Source organism: Nioella nitratireducens, from assembly GCF_001879715.1.
GTDB classification, from domain to species: Bacteria; Pseudomonadota; Alphaproteobacteria; order Rhodobacterales; family Rhodobacteraceae; genus Nioella; species Nioella nitratireducens.
Genome location: NZ_MNBW01000009.1, coordinates 33,544 through 52,678 on the forward strand (window position 1 = coordinate 33,544; position 19,135 = coordinate 52,678).

Here is a 19,135-nt window from a genome sequence, read left to right on the forward strand (position 1 = left end):
GTCAAAATGCCTAGATAACGAGGCATGATGTCCTTGGCTGACCTGCCCGAAACGATCCCGCTCTTTCCGCTGCCCGGTGCGCTGCTCTTGCCCCGGGCGCGGTTGCCGTTGCATATCTTCGAGCCGCGCTACCTTGCCATGCTTGACGATTGCCTGAAAACGCCGCACCGGCTGATCGGTATGGTGCAGCCGCTGGAATCCGGCACGCCGGGCCAGTCGCGTCTGCATGAAATCGGGTGTGCGGGCCGGTTGACCCAGTTTTCGGAAACCGAGGACGGGCGTTACATGGTCACCCTGTCCGGGGTATCCCGCTTTCGCATCCGGCAGGAAACGACGGGGTTTTCCCCCTATCGCCGCGCCGATGTGCGGTGGTCCGATTTCGGGCGCGACCTTGGCCCGGAAGAGGAAGACGTGAATTTTGACCGGGATGCTTTCCTAAGGCTGTTGTCGCGCTATTTCGTGGCGGCCGACCTGCAAACCGATTGGGAAAGCCTTGAAGAGGCCGATGACGAATTGCTGATCAATTCGCTGTCCATGCTCTGCCCGTTCAGCCTTGAGGAAAAACAGGCGCTTCTGGAAGCGCCGGAATTGCCCGACCGCCGCGAAACGCTGGCGGCCCTGATGGAATTCGCGTGCCGCAGCGGCTCGTCCGATGAGGTGATCCAATGAGCCAGCCCTCTGTGGTCGACCGCAAGATGCTGGAGGCGCTCGTTTGTCCGGTGACACAAGCCCCGCTGAGCTATGACGCCGAGGCGGGTGAATTGATCTCGCGGGCGGCGCATCTTGCCTTTCCGATCCGCAACGGCATTCCGATCATGCTGGAAGACGAGGCGCGCAAGCTGGACTGAGGCTTGACGCAAGCGGGGTGGGGCGGTCTAGATCGCGGGGTGTTTTCCCATCGAAGGATAATTTCCCGTGATTGCCCGCATTCCGCTTCTGGTTATTCCCCTGATCCTCTTCAACCTTGGTGTTTTCGGCCTGCTCGGGGATACCGGTTTTGGCCGCTCGCTGTTCACGCTCGACATGATGTCGGGCGGGATCTGGACAATGACGGTGGGCGATCTGATCGTGCTGGTGGCCCTGCTCATCCTGTTCGTTGAAATCATGAAATCCACCGTAACCGGCACCGCGTCGATCGTGGATCACCTGCTTTCGACTGTTGTCTTTGTCGCCTACCTCGTCGAGTTCCTGCTGGTCGCGGGGGCCGCGACCTCGCTGTTCTTTACGTTGATGGTGATCGCACTGATCGACGTACTGGCCGGGTTCTCGGTCTCGATCCGTGCTGCGGGGCGGGATATCACGATGCACTGACCAGACCGGTTTCGCCGCGCTGGCGCGCGTCGACCAAGGCGAGGGGCGCTGCCCCTCGCGCTCCCCGGAGTATTTTTGCCAAGAAGAAGGGACAGGTTGGCTAGAGTGGCTTGCCCTGCAACAGGCGCGGCAGATCGCCGGTGAGGCCTGCCGCCTCGCGGATGAAGCTGCGACGCGCGGCGGGAACGGCGTTGATCAGCCCCATGCCAAGATCGCGCCCGAGCCGAAGAATCGGGTTGTCGTTCGAGAAGAGCTTGTTGATCAGGTCGGTTGACGCGGCAAGCGTTGCGGTGTCGAAGCGGCGCCATTGCTGGTAGCGTTCCAACACGTCGATGGCGCCGATATTTTCGCCCCGGCGTTTGGCATCGGCCAGCACGTCTGCCAGTGCGCCGACATCGCGGAGGCCGAGGTTCAGGCCCTGTCCGGCAATCGGGTGAACGCCGTGGGCCGCATCGCCCACCAGAGCGAGGCGGGTATCTACGAACCGCTCGGAAATGGTCAGGTTCAGAGGGTAGGTAAAGCGCCGTCCTTCCAGGGCTATGTCGCCCAGGAAATCGCCAAAGCGCGGACGCAGCACGTCGAGGTAGGCGGCATCGCTCAGTGCGTTGATCTCGGCGGCCCGGTCGTGGGTTTCGCTCCAGACGATAGAGCAGCGGTTGCCCGTCAACGGCAGGATGGCCAGCGGCCCCGGCGGCATGAAGAACTGATGGGCGATGCCGTGGTGGGGCTGGTCATGGCGAAGCGAGCAGACAAGCGCGGTTTGGCCATAGTCCCAGCCTTGCCGCTTGATCCCGGCCCGCGCGCCGGTGCCGCTGCGTCGGCCATCGGCGCCGACAAGAACCTGTCCAGTCAGCATGCGGCCATCTTCCAGCGTCACGCTGGCCGGGCCGCCCGTGTCCTGCGCCACCACGGTTGCGCCAGGCAGGTGGGTGACGTTGGGATCGGCGTTCATCCGGGTCAGCAGGGCGTGGCGCAGGAAGCGGTCTTCCAGCATATAGCCCATCGGGCCTTCTTCGATCTCGGCATGGTCGAAATGCAGGAAGAAGGGCGACGGGCCTTCGCCCGCGCGCCCGTCGCTGGCCTTGATGTCCAGCATCGGTTGCGCGTTGGTCTTCACGCCCTCCCACACCCCGATGGCCATGAGCAGCCGGGCCGACGCCAGCGCCAGCGCGTAGGAGCGTCCGTCGAACGTGTTTGCGTCGCTGGTTTCCACAGGCAGCGCGTCAATCACGGTGCTGGTCAGCCCCGCCTGGGACAGGGCCAATGCAAGGCAGGGGCCGTTCAAGCCGCCGCCGACGATCAGGATATCGGAGTCGAGTGCCATGCCCCGCAATATGGCCACCCGACCGGGATTGTCCATGTGGCAGAGGCCCGCTAGCGTGGCCCGCGACACAATGGCGGAGGCGAGCGGATGCGGGACGGTTGGCAGGGATTGGGCGTGGCGGAACTGGGCCGCGCCATTGGCGCGGGAGAAATCGACCCGGTCGCGTTGACCGACGGCTACCTGGCGGCCATTGACGCGCATCCCTACCGCGACCGGATCTACACCGTGGTGACGGCAGAGCGCGCGCGGGCCGAGGCGGCGGCCGCATCGGATCGCGCGCGATTGGGCGTGCGGCGCGGGCCGCTGGATGGGGTGCCGGTGTCGTGGAAGGACCTGTTTGACAGTGCGGGCGATGAGACCAAGGCCGGGTCCGACCTGCTGTCGGGGCGGGTGCCGCCGATGGATGCCGAGGTGCTGGCCAAGGCCACGCGGGCCGGGATGGTCTGCCTTGGCAAGACGCATATGAGCGAACTGGCCTTTTCGGGACTCGGGGTGAACCCGGTGACGGAAACGCCGCCCAATATCAACGACCCAGAGCTTGTTCCGGGGGGGTCATCTTCGGGTGCCGCGGCGTCGGTGGCCTGGGGACTGGCGCCTGCGGGAATCGGCTCGGACACGGGCGGATCGGTGCGCATTCCCTCGGCCTACAACAACCTCGTGGGGCTCAAGACCACGGCGGGGCGGCTGAGCTTGCAGGGTGTCGTGCCATTGGCGGAGTCATTCGACACGGTGGGGCCATTGGCCAAAACTGTCGAAGACTGTGCGGCGCTGCTGGCGGTGATGGAGGGCGGTAAACCTGTCGATCTGGCGGGCGCGACGGTGACGGGGCGGCGGCTGCTGATCCTTGATACCTATACCGATGACGTGCGGCCCGAACCGGGCGCGGGCTTTTCCAACGCGGTGGACAAGCTGGCGGCGGCGGGGGCCGAGATCAGCCATGGCACGGTAGACGGCATCGTCGAGGCGATGGACCTTGCGCCGATTCTTTTCACCTCGGAGGCGTATGGAACGTGGAAACACGCGATTGAGTCTGCCCCGGAAAAAATGTTCCCGCGTATTCTCGATCGTTTCCGGTCTGGCGCAAACTTCAGCGCGGCCGATTACGTGGCCGCATGGCAGTGGCTGGAGCATTTGCGCGGCCAATGGGCGGCGCAGGTGGCGGGCTATGACGCGGTGATCCTGCCGACGGCTCCCAACCTGCCACCGCACGCGGCGCGGCTGCTGGAAGATGATGCGTATTATGTCACCGAGAACCTGCTGACCCTGCGCAACACGCGCGTGGGCAACCTGATGGGGCTGGCCGCCCTGACCCTGCCGACGGATGTGCCCGGCGCCGGGATCATGTTCCTTGGCCAGCCCTTTGGGGAAGAGGCGTTGCTGCGGCTTGGCAAGGCGGCAGAGGCGGCGCTGGCCTGAAGGCCACAGGCGCGCGCCGGTTTCATCGCCGGGGCGCGCGTTTTTCTGGACCAGACGCGGCCAAGTCTGTAACCTACCGACAAACAGGGCGAAAAACGACCCTGAACCAGAGGCAGACATGGCATTTCCTGAGCGGTTTTCGAACCTGCCAGCTTACGCGTTCCCGCGCCTTCGGGCGCTGCTCGATTCCCATGAACCGGGGACCGACCCGGTCAACATGACGATTGGAGAGCCGACCCATGCGTTCCCCGAATGGGTGACGCGGGTCATTTCCGAGAACGCGGCAGGTTTTGGCAATTATCCGGCCAATGACGGCACCCCCGAGTTGCAGGCGGCCATCGCAGGCTGGCTGCAGCGCCGCTATGGCGTAACGTCGGACCCTGCGGCGCAGATATTGCCGCTGAATGGCACGCGCGAAGGCCTGTTTAACGCCTGTATCGCCCTTTGCCCCGAAGGCAAGAATGGTGCGACGCCAGTCGTGCTGACGCCAAACCCGTTTTATCAAGTCTACGCGGTGGCGGCTGTCGCCGTGGGCGCAGAGCCGGTTTTCGTGCCGGCCACCGATGCCACCGGGAACCTGCCCGACTATGCCAGCCTGCCCGCCGAGGTGCTGAACCGCACCGCCGTGGCCTATGTCTGCTCGCCTGCGAACCCACAAGGGGCCGTGGCAAGCGTGGCGTATTGGCGCGGGTTGATCGGGCTGGCCGAGCATTACGATTTCCAGATCTTCGCGGATGAATGCTATTCCGAGATCTACCGGGACACGCCGCCACCGGGCGCGCTTGAAGTGGCCGCTCAGATGGGGGCTGACCCCGAGCGCGTCGTTCTTTTCAACTCGCTGTCCAAGCGGTCGAACCTGCCGGGGCTGCGCTCTGGCTTTGCGGCGGGCGGACCGGAAAGCGTGAAGCGGTTGAAACAGTTGCGCGCCTATGCCGGGGCGCCCTTGCCGGGGCCGTTGCAAGCGGTGGCCGCGCGGGCGTGGAGCGACGAGACCCATGTGATCGAGAACCGCGCGCTCTATGCCGAGAAATACGCGATTGCGGACGAGGTCTTCGCCGGGCTTCAGGGCTACGCGCCGCCCGAAGCCGGTTTTTTCCTGTGGCTGCCCGTCGACGATGGCGAGGCGGCCGCATTGAAGCTGTGGCGCGAGGTCGGGGTTCGGGTCTTGCCCGGTGCCTATCTGGCCCGCGATGTGAAGGGACACACGCCCGGCGCGGATCGTATCCGCGTGGCGTTGGTGGCCCCCAAGGATGACATGCAACGCGGGCTGATCCGGCTTCGCGATTGCCTGTATTGAGGTGAGGTAACGGCACGATGGCTTATCAGACCCGACAGAGAGACCCCCTGCTGGACAGCCGCATGCGAGAGGCGTTGGAACGGCGCGGCCGGGAGGCGGCGGGCATCGTCCTGATCCTGACAGGGATCGCGCTGGCCTTGATGCTGGTCTCTTACGTGCCCGACGATCCAAGCTGGTGGGCCGCGACCGACGCCATTCCGCATAATTATCTTGGCCGCTTCGGGGCTTCGCTGTCTGCCGCGTTGACGCTGGTGGTGGGCTGGGGCGCCTATGGGCTGGCGCTTGGCGCGTTTGTCTGGGGTCTGCGCCTGTCGCTGCATCAGGGCGGTGATCGGGCGCTGTCGCGTCTGATCTTCTTGCCGATTGCCGTGGCCCTGGCTGCCGTCTACGCCGCCAGCCACGAGCCGCCCGCGGGCTGGGACCAGAGCTTTGGTCTTGGCGGGGTCTTCGGCGACACCGTTTTGGGCGCGTTGCTCAACATCTTGCCGTTACCGGTCGGAGCGGGGCTCAAGGTGCTGGCGGCGCTGTCCTTCTTCTCCATGATCGGGCTTGGCCTGTTCGTTCTTGGGGCAACCGGGCGCGAGTTGCGGACCCTGTTGCGCTTTATGCTCATTGGGCTGATCAACTCACTTGGCTGGCTTGGGGCGTTTTTCGGGCAGGCCGGACGTGGCGCTGGACAGGCCGCGTTGGAATTGCAAGCGCGCCGCCGCAACCGGGCCGAGCAACGGCAATACCGCGAGGAGGAACACGTCCTTGCGACCTACGACGAGCCAGAAGCAGAACCCGAGCCAGAACAGCGCCCGCGCTTTGGCCTGCTCGACCGGATGCCGCCCCTGCTGCGCCGCGAACGCGCGGTCGATCCCGAGCCGGAACTGGTGGAACGCACCCCGGTCGCGCCCGACGATCTGGATGCACCGGACGATGACCGGATTCGCGCCAAGATCGCCAACGTGATCCAAAGCCGCGTACGCCGGGCTGGTGGGGCTGTTCCCGACATCGAGGATGAGGACGAACCGAAGTCGGCGGTTTCGGCTGCGGTTGCCGCCCGCCGGGCCGCCCATCACGCGAGCCTTGAGACCTATGGATCGGTCTCTGGTCGGTCCGAACCCCCATTGACCGCTGGCCGGGTAGAGCCGCCGTTGACCGCAAGCCACGCCCGCGCCGAAGAGCCGCCGCTTCACGCCGCGCCGCAGGTCGAGGATGAGCCGGTCGAGACGATCCCGTTGCCCTATTCCGCGCGCAGCGCCGCCCATGGGGCGCCGGTCCCAACCCCGGCCGAGCCGCGCCGCGTGGTGCAGCACACGCCGCGCAAGGTCGCCCAGCCATCGCGCGCCGCGCGGGCCGAGGCGCAGCCGACCTTGCCGCTGGAAGACGCCGGCACCGAGTATGAGTTCCCGCCGCTCAACCTGCTGACCAACCCCGCCAACATCCAGCGCCATCACCTTAGCGATGAGGCGTTGGAGGAAAACGCGCGGATGCTGGAAAACGTGCTGGATGACTACGGTGTCAAGGGCGAGATCGTGTCGGTCCGGCCCGGTCCCGTGGTCACCATGTACGAACTGGAACCCGCGCCGGGCCTCAAGGCCAGCCGTGTCATTGGCCTCGCGGACGATATCGCGCGGAGCATGTCGGCGCTGTCGGCCCGTGTTTCGACCGTGCCGGGGCGCAGTGTAATCGGGATCGAACTGCCCAATCAGCACCGCGAAAAGGTGGTTCTGCGGGAAATTCTGTCGAGCCGCGATTTCGGTGACGGCACCCAGAAACTTCCCCTTGCGCTTGGCAAGGATATCGGCGGCGACGCGGTGGTTGCGAACCTCGCCAAGATGCCCCACCTGCTGATCGCGGGAACGACCGGGTCGGGCAAATCCGTGGCCATCAACACCATGATCCTCAGCCTGCTTTACAAGCTGCCGCCAGAGGATTGCCGCCTGATCATGATCGACCCCAAGATGCTGGAACTGTCCGTTTATGACGGCATTCCACACCTGCTGTCGCCGGTTGTGACCGACCCGAAAAAGGCGGTCGTCGCCTTGAAATGGGTCGTCGGCGAGATGGAAGAACGCTATCGCAAGATGTCCAAGATGGGCGTGCGCAACATCGACGGCTACAATGGCCGCGTCGCCGAGGCGCTGTCCAAGGGCGATTTGTTCAGCCGCACGGTGCAGACGGGCTTTGATGACGAAACCGGCGACCCGATCTTCGAGACCGAGGAATTCGCGCCCGAGAAGATGCCCTATATCGTCGTCATCGTCGACGAGATGGCCGACCTGATGATGGTTGCAGGCAAGGAAATCGAGGCCTGTATCCAGCGTCTTGCACAGATGGCGCGTGCCTCTGGCATCCACATCATCATGGCCACGCAGCGCCCATCGGTCGATGTCATCACCGGCACGATCAAGGCCAACTTCCCGACGCGGATTTCCTTCCACGTCACGTCCAAGGTCGACAGCCGCACTATTCTGGGCGAGCAAGGGGCCGAGCAACTGCTTGGCATGGGCGACATGCTGTATATGGCGGGCGGTGCCAAGATCACCCGCGTGCACGGCCCCTTTGTCAGCGACGAAGAGGTCGAGGAAATCGTGAGCCACCTCAAGAGTTTCGGTCCCCCGGATTATGCCGCAAGCGTGCTGGACGGCCCGGATGACGACAAGGAAAGCGACATCGACGCGGTGCTTGGCCTTGGCGGCAACACCACCGGCGAGGATGCGCTTTACGATCAGGCAGTTGGCATCGTCATCAAGGACAGGAAATGTTCGACCTCCTACATCCAGCGTAAGCTGGCCATCGGCTACAACAAGGCCGCGCGGCTGGTCGAGCAGATGGAGGATCAGGGCGTTGTCAGCGCGGCTAACCATGTCGGCAAACGCGAAGTTCTGGTGCCCGAGCAGGCCTGAGCGAAATCGCGCTGCTGTGAGGTGCAAAGCCCGCGCCCAGACCCTAGATAGGTGCTATGAAACACGTGTTCCTTGCCGCGGCGCTGGCCGCTACTTCCGCCCTGCCGGCCTTGGCCGAACCGATTGCCCTGTCGGACCTGTCGGACTACCTCAACAGCCTGCAAACGGCCGAGACCAGCTTTACCCAGATCACCGACGATGGCGCGATCTCGACCGGCACGCTCTATTTGCAACGGCCCGGACGGATGCGGTTCGAGTATGACAACGAAGAGCTTCTGGTGATGGCCGGGGGCGGGCAAGTGGCGATCTTTGACGGACGGTCCAACACCGCGCCGGAACAATACCCGCTCAGCCGCACGCCGTTGAACCTGATCCTTGCCGCGAATGTTGATCTTGGCGCGTCGGGCATGATCCTTGATCATTCCGGCGACGACACCTCGACACGGATCGTGGCGCAAGACCCGGACGAGCCCGACATTGGCTATATCACGTTGGTGTTCACCGATGATCCGGTCGAACTGCGCCAGTGGATCGTTACCGATGCCACCGGCTTCGACACGACTGTAATTCTCGGCGGGTTGCAGACCGATGTCGACCTGCCATCGCGCTATTTCAACATCCCGATCGAACTCAGGGTGCGTGGCTTGGTCGAGTAACCGGCCCCGATGCGCCACGCCTTAGCGGCGACACCTTGCCAGTTGCTGCTGATACAGCTCTGCCCGCGCGTCCACCCGGTCTGCCACGCGGCGCAGCCAGGGTTTGTTGCGATAGCTGCCACGCGCGTATCCGCTATGACCCTCATGATAGGCGAGGTACTGGTTGCGCGCGTCATCCGGCGAGATCCCCAAACGCTCGACCGAACGGTTCATGTACCAGCCCATGAAATCGGTAGCGTCGCGGATGTCGGTGCGCCGGGCACGTCGGTTGCGGGTGTCCTGCCGGTAGTCGTCCCATGTGCCGTCCAGCGCCTGGCTATAGCCGTAGGCAGAACTGATCCGTCCCATGGGGATGATCCCGAGCGCATAGCGATGCGGCGTGCGGGCGTTATGAACGAAGCTGCTTTCCTGATGGATCGTGGCCAGCTGCACATGCACCGGAATGCCCCACGCCCGCTCGGCGCGGCGGGTGGCGCGGGCGATGTCGGGCCGGTCGCGCAGTATCAGGCACGCGTCGTCAAGACGACGAGGGGGAGTCGGCCCGCCGCACGCGGCGACGGCCAATAGCAGCACGAGAAGAATCGCGCGTTTCATGAAATCTGCCTGCTCGATTTGAGTTTTTTATTGACGGACAGCTTACGCGATTTTGGCGTCCGAGGGAACGGTTCAGAGCAGGAAATACAGCAGAACCGGCAGCGCGATCACGCTCATCAGGGTCGACACCACCACATAGCCCGCGACCGCCTGCGGATCGGTCTCGTATCGTTCGGCAAAAAGGTAAGAGGTCACGGCCACCGGCGTGGCCAGTTGCACCACCAGCACCGCGAAGGCCACGGGGTCGAGGTGGAACGCCCAGCCGATGGCGACACCCGCGCCGACGCCGATGGCCAGTTTCGCCGCCGACAGCAGCACCGCCCGCCCGACGCCGCGCGGGGTCAGCCGCGCCACCGCGACGCCAAGGGTGAACAGCATCAGCGGAATCGCAAGCTGACCTGCCAGCTCCAGCGAGTTGGTCAGCCAGCGCGGTGTATGCCAGCCCTGCCACAGGAACAACGCGCCCAGAAGTGTGGCCCAGACCATCGGTTCTTTCAGCACCTTTCGGGCCGAACCATGGCCCGAGACCATGCGAATACCGATGGTAAAGGTCAGCACGGCCATCACCGCAAACACCACCACGGCATAGCCCAGACCCAGCTCGCCAAAGGCAAAGACCGCCAGCGGCAGGCCCAGGTTGCCGGTGTTGCCAAAGATCGTCGGTGCCAGGAAGGTGCGCCTGTCGACGCCAGTGCCCCAGATCAGCAGCACGGAAAGCGCCATCACCACCGCGTAACCGGCTAGCGCGGCAAGCGTCAGGGTCGACAGGGACGCGGGATCAATCTCGGTGCGCATCAGCGCTGTGAAGATCAGGCAGGGGACGGCGATGGTCATGGCCAGCCGGGTGACGAACGCCACCGGATAGTCCAGACCCATCTTGCGCCAGACGAAACCAGCCGTGGCCAGTAGAAACACCGGCGCAACGATTTCCAGAACTGTCAAAACAAGTGTCACAGTCTGTTTCCTTCGAATCCCGCCCTCGCGGATGGACAATCCCCGCGGTCGCGGTTTAGGAGAGGGACCAAGGGGGCACAATCCGATGCTGAAGACTCGTGCGAAATTTTCGCTCGGACAAGTTGTGAGACACCGTAAGCACCCGTTTCGCGGGGTTATTTTCGATGTCGACCCGGAATTCTCGAACACCGAAGAATGGTATGATGCGATTCCCCCCGAGTCGCGCCCTTCGCGCGAGCAGCCGTTCTACCACCTGCTCGCAGAGAACGATCAGAGCTACTATGTGGCCTATGTGTCAGAGCAGAACCTGATTGCCGATGACACGGGCGAGCCGGTGGATCACCCCGACCTGCCCGAGTTGTTCGGCGAGTTTCGCGACGGCTATTACCCGCTGGAATTTCAGCTGAACTAGCCCGTCTTGTCGACCGGCAGCCCCGCGTCCCGCCACGCCGAAAAGCCGCCGTCGATCTCGGCTACGTCCTCCAGTCCCATCTCTTGCAGCGCCTTGGCCGACAGGGCCGATCGCCACGCACTGGCGCAGAACAGGACCAGCGTCTTGTCCGTGGCCAGCGGCGGCTTGTGATAGGGGCTTTCGGGGTCGATCCAGAATTCCAGCATCCCGCGCGGCGCGTGAAACGCCCCGGGGATGCGCCCCTCTCGGTCGAGTTCCCGAACATCGCGTATATCGACCAACAGGGCCGTGCCCGCGTCAGCCTGGCTGCGGGCCTCTTCGGGGGAAATGGTCTCGATCTCGGCCTTTGCGTTCTCCACGAGGGTTTTTACGGGAATAATCGGCATCCTAAATCTCCTCAGTAGCCAAGCGCGCAGCCGTCTTTGCGAGGGTCGGACGCGCCCTGCAACTGACCGGTCTTCGCGTCGATGCGGATGGCCTGCGCGCCGCCGATGGGGCCGCCTGGCACGTGGGCCTGATGCCCCATGTCGATCAGCGCCTGAAGCACGCTCGGGTCATAACCCCGCTCGACCTTGAGCCCGGCCGGTTCCGAAAAGGCGCGCGGCGCGTCGATGGCGGCCTGCGGGTGCAAACCGAAATCGACCGTGTTGGTGACGAAGCGCGCATGCCCCGTCGCCTGATAGGCGCCCCCCATGACACCGAAGGGCATCAGCGATCCATCCGACTCGCGTAACATGCCGGGGATGATCGTGTGCATCGGGCGCTTGCCACCGCCCGCCTCGTTCGGGTGCCCCTGTTCCAGCGAAAAGCCCGCGCCACGGTTGTGAAACAGGATGCCGAACGTGTCGCTGGCCAGCCCCGAGCCAAAGCCGTGGAAGATCGAGTAGATCAGCGACACCGCCATGCGGTCACGGTCGACCACGGTGATGTAGATCGTTTCCTTGTGCACCGACTCGGATAGCGCCTTGGGGTCGGCCATGGCCCGCTTGGGATCAATGAGCGCGGCAAGCGACTGTGCCGTTTCCGGGGCCAGCATATGGGCCAGCCGCGTGCAGTGATCGGCATCCGCGAGGAAGCGGTTTCGCGCATCATAGGCCAGCTTGGTGGCCTCTGCCTCGATATGCGCCCGCCCTGCACCGAACGGGTCCATCGAGGGCAGGTCGAAATGGGACAGGATGTTGGTCAGCAACATGGCGGTCGCGCCTTGGCCATTCGGGGGCAGTTCCACCAGTTCGGCCCCTTTGTAGCCATTGCGAAGCGGCGTGACATAGTCGCAGGCGGTGGCGGCAAAATCCGCTTCCGTATGGGGGCCGCCCAGTGCGTTCAGCGACGCAACCATATCCGCTGCAACTTCGCCTTCGTAGAACGCCTTGCGGCCATCGCGCGCGATGCGGCGCAAGACCTCGGCTTGCGCGGGCGAGCGAAAGACCTGCCCGGTGGTCGGGATCTGCCCGTTGATCAGGTAGTGGTCCTTGGCCACGCCCTGCAGGAACGGCCCGCTTTCCTGCAAGTCAAAGGCGACGCGGGGGGCAATCGGCACCCCCTCATCCGCGTAGCGGATGGCCGGGGCCAGCACTTCGGCCATGTCGAGCCGCCCCATGTCGCCATGCAATCGGCAAAAGGCGTCGACGGCCCCCGGCACCGTGATGGCGGCGGCGTCGTGGATGGGCATGGTGGTATGGCCGGCATCGCGCAAAGCATCGGCAGAGAGGCCCGCAGGCGCGCGGCCCGACCCGTTCAGACCCACGATCTCGTCGCTGTCGGGGCGCTTTACCAAGGCAAAGCAATCACCGCCGATCCCGGTCATCTGTGGTTCGCAAATACCTAGCAGGATGGCGGCGCCGATCGCCGCATCGACGGCGTTTCCGCCCGCTTCCAGCAGGGAAACGGCGGTCTTGGCGGCAAGTGGGTGAGAGGTGGCGCACATCCCGTTTTCTGCGAAAACGGCTGAGCGGCCCGGAAGGTGGAAATCTCGCATGGCTGTCCCTTGGTCTTGTTTGGGCACAGCCTAGGGTTTTCCGCTCCGGTGGCAAGAGCAGCAAGGACCTCGGCATCGCGCCACTGGGTGGGGGCTTAGGGACACGACACCGAGGGAAGCCATTGCAGCTACCCCCCCGTTGTCCTTGAGATTCCCGGCATGGATGCGGAGCAATTGCGGCGATTTCTTGAGTGGTTAACGCCTATGCGCAACGATCCCGCGCCTCGCGTCAGATTGTTTCTGAAGCAAGGTCAATCCCAAGACTCACCCGGTTCAAATCGCCGTCCCGTTGGTAGGTGAGCAGATCCGACATGTCGTGGATCAACCCCCAGCCGAACCCGCCCTCGGGCAAATCGCCAAGGGCCATCTCCTCGGGGGTGTAGCGCCGGGCCCCGGGCAGATGTCCATTCGGCATCGGGGCACCTTGGTCGGTGATCGTGCAAAAAATCCAGCCGTCGCGCACCGACAGGTCCAGGCTGATTGGCCCGCCGCCCCGATCGGCATAGGCGTGCTCGACCACGTTGTTCAGGATTTCGGCCAGCACCAGTTCCAGCATGAACAGCTTTTCGATGGGAAGACCCAGTTGCGTCAGCGTCTGGTTCAGACCGACAAGCTCAAGGCTCACCTCTTCGGCGCATGCCTCGAACCGTCTGCGCCAATCCCAGCCAAGCGTGCGGTGCGGTGGTGGCGCGCCCTCTCGAAGATGGAGAAGGTCCATGGGAGTCATGCCGCCGAGGCGTTTCCATGCGTGGCCAAGGCATCGTCGACGTTGGCGTGAATCGGAAAAACCGCGTTCATCCGTGTCAGCCGCATGACCTTGTCGACGGCCGGGGACAGGCCGGACAGGATCAAGGGCCGCTCTGCGCCCAGCAACTTGCGGGCGGCGACGACGGCCCCAAGCCCGGAACTGTCCAGAAAAACCACGTTTTGCAGGTCAAGCACCACCGGCCCCGACCAGTCGCGGATCAAATCGCGGAAGCTGTCCTTGAACTGGATGGCGACAGAGGCATCAATTCGGTCCGGCACCACGTGCAGCACGGCCACGGTCTGTTTTTCTTCGAAAGTGATCTCCATACGGGGCTGTCCTTTCACTCCTTGACGAAGACCCTAGACGCCAATCCTTTCCAAACGGTATCCATGGCCTTGGACAAAGACGGGAGAATTTTATGGACAACGTGGTGATCTGCGGGGCGTCCCGAACGCCCATGGGCGGTTTTCAGGGGGCGTTCACGGCGGTGACCGCCGCAGAGCTTGGCGGGGCGGCGATCAAGGCCGCGCTTGGCCAGTCGGGCGCCGCACCCGCCGATGTGCAAGAGCTTCTGATGGGTTGTGTCCTGCCCGCGGGTCAGGGGCAGGCCCCGGCGCGGCAGGCCGGGTTCAAGGCCGGGCTTGGTCAGGAGGTGCCGGCCACCACGCTGAACAAGATGTGCGGTTCGGGCATGAAGGCGGCGATGATCGCCCATGATCAACTGGCGCTTGGCCAGACCGACCTGATGGTCGCGGGCGGGATGGAGAGCATGACCAACGCCCCCTACCTGCTGCCCCAGATGCGCGGCGGTGCCCGGTTGGGGCATGGTCAGACCATCGACCACATGTTCCTCGACGGGCTGGAAGACGCCTATGACAAGGGCCGCCTGATGGGCACGTTTGCCGAGGATTGCGCCGAAACCTACCAATTCACCCGACAGGCACAGGACGACTACGCGCTCGCCTCGCTCTCGCGTGCGCTGGAGGCACAGGAAAGCGGTGCCTTCGCCGATGAGATCGTACCCTTCACGGTCTCGACCCGCAAGGGTGAGGTGCTGGTAAGTATCGACGAACAGCCCGCGCAGGCTCGGCCCGAGAAAATTCCGCAGCTCAAGCCCGCCTTCCGCAAGGACGGTACGGTCACACCCGCCAACTCGTCCTCCATTTCCGATGGCGCTGCCGCCCTCGTCATGGCGGGCGAAAGCGTGGCCGAGGCCAAGGGCCTGCCGATCCGCGCGCGCATCCTCGGCCATGCCAGCCACGCACAGGAACCGGGGTGGTTCACCACCGCGCCCGTCCCGGCCGCCGAAAAGCTGCTGGCCCGCCTTGGCTGGTCCAAGGACGATGTCGACCTGTGGGAAGTGAACGAGGCCTTCGCCGTGGTGCCGATGGTGTTCATGCACAAGATGGGCCTGCCCCATGACAAGGTGAACGTGAACGGCGGCGCCTGCGCGCTCGGCCACCCGATCGGGGCCTCTGGCGCGCGGATCATGGTGACGCTGTTGAACGCGCTGGAAAAGCGGGGCCTCAAGCGCGGTATTGCGGCCATTTGCATCGGTGGTGGCGAAGGCACCGCTATCGCCATCGAACGCCCCTGATCCTTTCTTCTTGGTCCAAATACTTCAGGGGGGTGCGGGGGGAGGATCCCCCCGCGGATCGACGCGCGGAACGCGCGGCGATCCCCTCTGACAAGAACCGGAACGCCCATGCCCCTCGACTACACCACCCTCGCCAAAACCATCGCCGCCCTGACCCACGGCGAAACCGACGAGGTCGCCCTGATGGCCACGCTGGCCTGCGAAATCCACCATGCCGACGAGCGGTTTGACTGGACAGGCTTTTACCGGGTGACAGAGCCGGGACTGCTCAAGATCGGGCCCTATCAGGGCGGGCATGGCTGCCTGCAAATCCCGTTTTCGCGCGGCGTTTGTGGTGCTGCGGCCCGCACCGGCGAGGCGCAGCTTGTTCCCGATGTCGAGGCTTTCCCCGGCCATATCGCCTGCGCCTCTTCCACCCGGTCGGAATTGGTGCTGCCGGTCTGGAACGCGGCGGGCGCGGTGATCGCGGTTCTCGATATCGACAGCAACAGGCCCGACGCGTTCACGCAAGAGGATGCCGATGGGCTGTCCGGGATTCTGGCCGCGACCTTCGCGGAGTAAAGCGGCCTGCCGATGCAGACCGCTTTGAGCCTGGCGTTCCCAACCCGACGCAAGATGCCCGCCCTGCACCTATTGCCGCCCTGCGCGAAACAGCGGTCGCCGCGCGCCGGGTGGCGAGCCCTAGCGGTGCGGTAGCGGCACGATCTCGGCTTCGTCCTTTGGGCCAAGCTCTTCGAAATCGAAACTGTCCAGCCGGGTGGCGCGTTTGCCCGCACGCTCGGCGGCGGTGCTGATGTCGTCGATATCCTTGCGTGCCTGCCCGAAATGGGTGCTCAGCTTGCCGACCCGCTCGACCACCAGTTCCACGTCCCGATGCAGCATCGCCAGTTGCTTGCGGATCGCGCCAGCCTGTTCGCGCATCCGCGCGTCCTTCAGCACCGCGCGCATCGTGTTCAGCGTCGCCATGCAGGTGGTTGGCGAGACGATCCAGACCCGCGCGGAAAACCCCTCGCGCACCAGTTCGGGGAAATTGGCGTGCAGTTCGGCATAGACCGCTTCCGACGGCAGGAACATCAGCGCGCCATCGGCGGTTTCGCCGTCAAGGATGTAGCGTTCGGAAATCGCCTTGATATGCCCGCGCACGGCCACCCGCAGGGCACGGGCCGCCTCTTCCGTTTCCCGCGCGGTCTTGGCCCGTCGCAGCGCCTCATAGGGTTCCAGCGGAAACTTGGAATCGATCACGATCGGCCCCGGCGGGTTCGGAAGGTGGATCAGGCAATCGGCTCGCTTGCCGTTTGACAGAGTCGCCTGAAAGCGGAAGCTGTCCGGTGGCAACGCCTTTTGCACGATGTCGTTGAGTTGGATTTCCCCGAAGGCCCCGCGCGTCTGCTTGTTTGACAGGATGTCCTGCAACCCCAACACATCGCCTGAAAGTTTTTCGATATTCGCCTGCGCCTTGTCGATCTGTTCCAGCCGCTGCTGCAATTCGCCAAGGCTGCGTGCTGTCCGGGTCGAGGTGCCATGCAGCGTTTCGCCCATGCTCTTTTGCACCTCTTCCAGACGCCGCTCCATCGTTTCCAGCATCTGCGCCTGCGCCTTGGCCTGCAATTCGCTGACATGGGTGATGCCGCCCGCCAGATGATGCTGCCCGTCCGAGATGCCCTGAACCCGGTCGCCAAGCGCACCGATCTGCTGTGCCAGCGGCGTCACCACCTGCGCCGCCCGGTTCGCTGCCGCCAACGAGCGAAGGACAAGGACCACCAGCAAGACAAAGGCGAGAAGGCCCCCCGCCGCAAACAGCGTGATTGGGTCGGTTAAATTGATGGTCATTTGTCCAAGTTCGATCATGTGCGCCCGAAGAGCCGTTCGATATCAGAGAGTTTCAGCTCCACATAGGTGGGCCGTCCATGGTTGCACTGGCCGGAATGCGGTGTTGCCTCCATCTCGCGCAAGAGGGCGTTCATTTCCTCGGCGCGCATTCGCCGACCCGACCGGATCGAGCCATGGCAGGCCACGCGCGACAGGATCGCCTCGATCCGGGCCTGCACTGTCAGGCTCTCGCCCAGATCATACAACTCGTCGAGGATGTCTTTCAGCATCGCTTCTGCATTCACCGGGCCAAGGATCGCCGGCGTTGCCTGCACGGCGACCGTGCCCGGCCCGAACGGTTCCAGCATCAGCCCGAGCCGCCCCAGATCTTCTGCAAGATCCAGCAGCCGCGCGGCGTCATCTTCGCCAAGCGTCACGATCTCGGGGATCAGCAGCGCCTGCGCCGCCCCCCCGTTGTCCGCCATCTGCCGCTTGAGCCTTTCATAGACCAACCGCTCATGCGCCGCGTGCTGATCGACGATGACCATGCCAGTTTCGGTCTGCGCAATGATGTAGTTTTCATGGACCTGTGCCCGGGCGGCGCCGAGCGGGTTTTGCGTGGCGTCGTCGGTATCCGGCCCGGTATCTTCGACCCGTGCCGAACTGGGGGCGAAGCTCTCCCCCGGGCCTTCTGCAAAGCCGCCGCTCCGGACCGCGCCGGAAAAGCCGGGTTGCGCCGGGGCCTGCCACGCGGCAGCGGCCCGCAGGGTCGACTGCGCGGGACGTTCCATCTGGTACACGCGCGCCGGGCCTTGTGGGCCCGCGGATGGTTCTGGCCGGAAAGCGCCCAACGTGGCCTGCGCGACCGTGGTCGAGGCGCGGTGCCCGGCCTCGGCCAGGGCGTGGCGCAGCGCCGACACGATCAGCCCCCGCACAACGCCCGGCTCGCGGAACCGCACTTCGGCCTTGGCTGGGTGGACGTTCACATCGACCCGCTCTGGCGGGCAGCCGACGAAGAGCGCCACGGCCGGGTGGCGGTCACGGCCGAGGAAATCGGCATAGGCCCCGCGCAGCGCCCCGCCAAGCAGCTTGTCCCGCACCGGGCGCCCGTTGACGAACAGGTATTGCGAGGTCGCGGCGCCCCGCGAATAGGTGGGCAGGGCAGCATAGCCGATCAGCCGCACCCCGTCGCGTTCGGCGTCGATGGGCAACGCGTTCTCGGTGAATTCGCGCCCCATGATCCGGCCAAGCCGACTGCCGAGAGCCTCGAAGAGATCGCCCGTCTCGGCATCGGCCCGAAAGACGGTGCGGTCATTGCCATCCGAGACATCCCGAAGCGAGAAGCCAATCGCCGGCTCGGCCATCGCCAGCCGTTTCACCACGTCGGTTATGGCCTGCATTTCCGCTCGGTCCGTGCGCAGGAACTTGAGCCGCGCAGGCGTTGCGAAGAACAGATCGCGCAGTTCCACCACCGTGCCTTCGCTGAGGGCTGCCGGCCGAATAACGGAATGCCTGCCGCCAGTTACGGCAATCACATGCGCCTCCGACCCCGCCGCCCGACTGGTAATCACCAACCGCCCCACCGCCCCGAGGGAGGGGAGGGCTTCGCCTCGGAAGCCGAAGCTGTGGATGTTCAACAGGTCGCTGCCGTCGATCTTGGATGTCGCATGGCGGGCCAGGGCGAGCGGCAAATCGTCCGGTCCCATGCCGCACCCGTTATCGGTGACACGGATCAGGCCTTTGCCGCCATGCGCGACGTCCACGGAAATCCGGGTCGCGCCGGAATCTATTGCGTTTTCAACAAGTTCCTTGACAGCTGACGCGGGCCGTTCGACCACCTCGCCGGCCGCGATGCGGTTGATCAGCGTCTCGTCGAGCTGCCGGATGCCCCGCCGGGCGTCGCTTATCTTGGGGTCAGGAATAGCCATGCTACAAGGGATAGCACGTCCCCGCTCGATTCGGAAACGCCCCCGCGCCGCTGCCGATGTCGCAAAACGGGCCTGTCACCCCCGGTACACCGTCCGTACACCCCCGGTACACCGGGCGTACACCGTCCGCGCCGCTTTTCACCGAATTTTAGGAAAATCGTGCCAGTCTGCCCCGGACTTTCCCAACAAGAGGACCGGGCCATGACCATGGATGGCA

General features: G+C 64.6%; 19 protein-coding genes. 10 read left to right on the forward strand and 9 right to left on the reverse strand.

Annotated elements, in window-relative coordinates:
• The first annotated feature begins 24 nt into the window (after window positions 1–24).
• From BKY27_RS10495 to BKY27_RS10505, 3 genes are all read left to right on the forward strand, one after another.
• Window positions 25–669, forward strand: coding sequence for an LON peptidase substrate-binding domain-containing protein (locus tag BKY27_RS10495; protein ID WP_071674436.1), 645 nt, complete (start codon window positions 25–27; stop codon window positions 667–669).
• Window positions 666–848 carry a Trm112 family protein gene (locus BKY27_RS10500; RefSeq protein WP_071674437.1) on the forward strand — a complete coding sequence of 61 codons (183 nt, stop codon included), beginning with the start codon at window positions 666–668 and terminating at the stop codon, window positions 846–848. The genes BKY27_RS10495 and BKY27_RS10500 overlap by 4 nt, the downstream gene beginning before the upstream one ends.
• Before the next feature lie 67 nt (window positions 849–915).
• Entirely contained in the window at window positions 916–1,311 is a 396-nt protein-coding gene (locus tag BKY27_RS10505) for a hypothetical protein (protein ID WP_071674438.1), read from the forward strand.
• A 100-nt stretch (window positions 1,312–1,411) separates the two neighbouring features.
• Here BKY27_RS10505 and BKY27_RS10510 read toward each other — a convergent pair whose 3' ends face one another.
• Entirely contained in the window at window positions 1,412–2,671 is a 1,260-nt protein-coding gene (locus BKY27_RS10510) for a UbiH/UbiF/VisC/COQ6 family ubiquinone biosynthesis hydroxylase (protein WP_071674439.1), read from the reverse strand.
• 51 nt (window positions 2,672–2,722) lie between these two features.
• Here BKY27_RS10510 and BKY27_RS10515 point away from each other — a divergent pair, with 51 nt between their 5' ends.
• The 4 genes from BKY27_RS10515 (at window position 2,723) to BKY27_RS10530 (ending at window position 8,898) form a co-directional block, all read left to right on the forward strand.
• Window positions 2,723–4,051, forward strand: a complete 1,329-nt coding sequence (locus tag BKY27_RS10515; protein WP_071674440.1) for an amidase — start codon at window positions 2,723–2,725, stop codon at window positions 4,049–4,051.
• 118 nt (window positions 4,052–4,169) lie between these two features.
• Complete coding sequence (locus BKY27_RS10520; protein WP_071674441.1) at window positions 4,170–5,348, forward strand: aminotransferase class I/II-fold pyridoxal phosphate-dependent enzyme; 1,179 nt, start codon at window positions 4,170–4,172, stop codon at window positions 5,346–5,348.
• 17 nt (window positions 5,349–5,365) lie between these two features.
• Window positions 5,366–8,242 (forward strand): DNA translocase FtsK, encoded by a 2,877-nt coding sequence (locus tag BKY27_RS10525; protein WP_071674442.1) that lies wholly within the window; start codon window positions 5,366–5,368, stop codon window positions 8,240–8,242.
• A 56-nt stretch (window positions 8,243–8,298) separates the two neighbouring features.
• On the forward strand, window positions 8,299–8,898 hold the full coding sequence (locus BKY27_RS10530; RefSeq protein WP_071674443.1) for a LolA family protein: 600 nt from the start codon (window positions 8,299–8,301) through the stop codon (window positions 8,896–8,898).
• Window positions 8,899–8,919: 21 nt separating this feature from the next.
• Here the strand turns inward: BKY27_RS10530 and BKY27_RS10535 are convergent, their stop codons facing one another.
• Together BKY27_RS10535 and BKY27_RS10540 are read right to left on the reverse strand one after the other, a co-directional pair.
• Complete coding sequence (locus BKY27_RS10535; RefSeq protein ID WP_071674444.1) at window positions 8,920–9,492, reverse strand: transglycosylase SLT domain-containing protein; 573 nt, start codon at window positions 9,490–9,492, stop codon at window positions 8,920–8,922.
• Window positions 9,493–9,564: 72 nt separating this feature from the next.
• Window positions 9,565–10,446: an AEC family transporter gene (locus tag BKY27_RS10540; RefSeq protein ID WP_071674445.1), complete on the reverse strand. Its 882-nt coding sequence runs from the start codon at window positions 10,444–10,446 to the stop codon at window positions 9,565–9,567.
• A gap of 85 nt (window positions 10,447–10,531) precedes the next feature.
• Here BKY27_RS10540 and hspQ point away from each other — a divergent pair, with 85 nt between their 5' ends.
• Entirely contained in the window at window positions 10,532–10,858 is a 327-nt protein-coding gene (gene hspQ, locus BKY27_RS10545; protein ID WP_071674446.1) for a heat shock protein HspQ, read from the forward strand.
• Here hspQ and BKY27_RS10550 read toward each other — a convergent pair.
• The 4 genes from BKY27_RS10550 to BKY27_RS10565 form a co-directional block, all read right to left on the reverse strand.
• Complete coding sequence (locus BKY27_RS10550) at window positions 10,855–11,244, reverse strand: rhodanese-like domain-containing protein (protein WP_071674447.1); 390 nt, start codon at window positions 11,242–11,244, stop codon at window positions 10,855–10,857. The genes hspQ and BKY27_RS10550 overlap by 4 nt on opposite strands.
• An 11-nt stretch (window positions 11,245–11,255) precedes the next feature.
• Complete coding sequence (locus BKY27_RS10555; protein WP_071674448.1) at window positions 11,256–12,836, reverse strand: gamma-glutamyltransferase family protein; 1,581 nt, start codon at window positions 12,834–12,836, stop codon at window positions 11,256–11,258.
• 229 nt (window positions 12,837–13,065) lie between these two features.
• Window positions 13,066–13,554: an ATP-binding protein gene (locus tag BKY27_RS10560; protein WP_071674449.1), complete on the reverse strand. Its 489-nt coding sequence runs from the start codon at window positions 13,552–13,554 to the stop codon at window positions 13,066–13,068.
• 5 nt (window positions 13,555–13,559) lie between these two features.
• Entirely contained in the window at window positions 13,560–13,910 is a 351-nt protein-coding gene (locus BKY27_RS10565; protein WP_071674450.1) for an STAS domain-containing protein, read from the reverse strand.
• 92 nt (window positions 13,911–14,002) lie between these two features.
• On the opposite strand from BKY27_RS10565, the gene BKY27_RS10570 reads away from it, so the two are divergent.
• The gene (locus BKY27_RS10570; protein WP_071674451.1) at window positions 14,003–15,181 is read left to right on the forward strand and encodes a thiolase family protein; all 1,179 of its coding nucleotides are present in this window, start codon (window positions 14,003–14,005) and stop codon (window positions 15,179–15,181) included.
• Window positions 15,182–15,289: 108 nt separating this feature from the next.
• The gene (locus BKY27_RS10575) at window positions 15,290–15,742 is read left to right on the forward strand and encodes a GAF domain-containing protein (RefSeq protein ID WP_071674452.1); all 453 of its coding nucleotides are present in this window, start codon (window positions 15,290–15,292) and stop codon (window positions 15,740–15,742) included.
• Window positions 15,743–15,862: 120 nt separating this feature from the next.
• Here the strand turns inward: BKY27_RS10575 and BKY27_RS10580 are convergent, their stop codons facing one another.
• Together BKY27_RS10580 and mutL are read right to left on the reverse strand one after the other, a co-directional pair.
• A complete protein-coding gene (locus BKY27_RS10580; RefSeq protein ID WP_071674453.1) occupies window positions 15,863–17,029 on the reverse strand; it encodes a DNA recombination protein RmuC in 1,167 nt (388 codons plus the stop codon).
• Window positions 17,026–18,918, reverse strand: a complete 1,893-nt coding sequence (gene mutL / locus BKY27_RS10585; protein ID WP_071674454.1) for a DNA mismatch repair endonuclease MutL — start codon at window positions 18,916–18,918, stop codon at window positions 17,026–17,028. Before mutL ends, BKY27_RS10580 begins: the two co-directional genes overlap by 4 nt.
• Window positions 18,919–19,135: the final 217 nt, after the last annotated feature.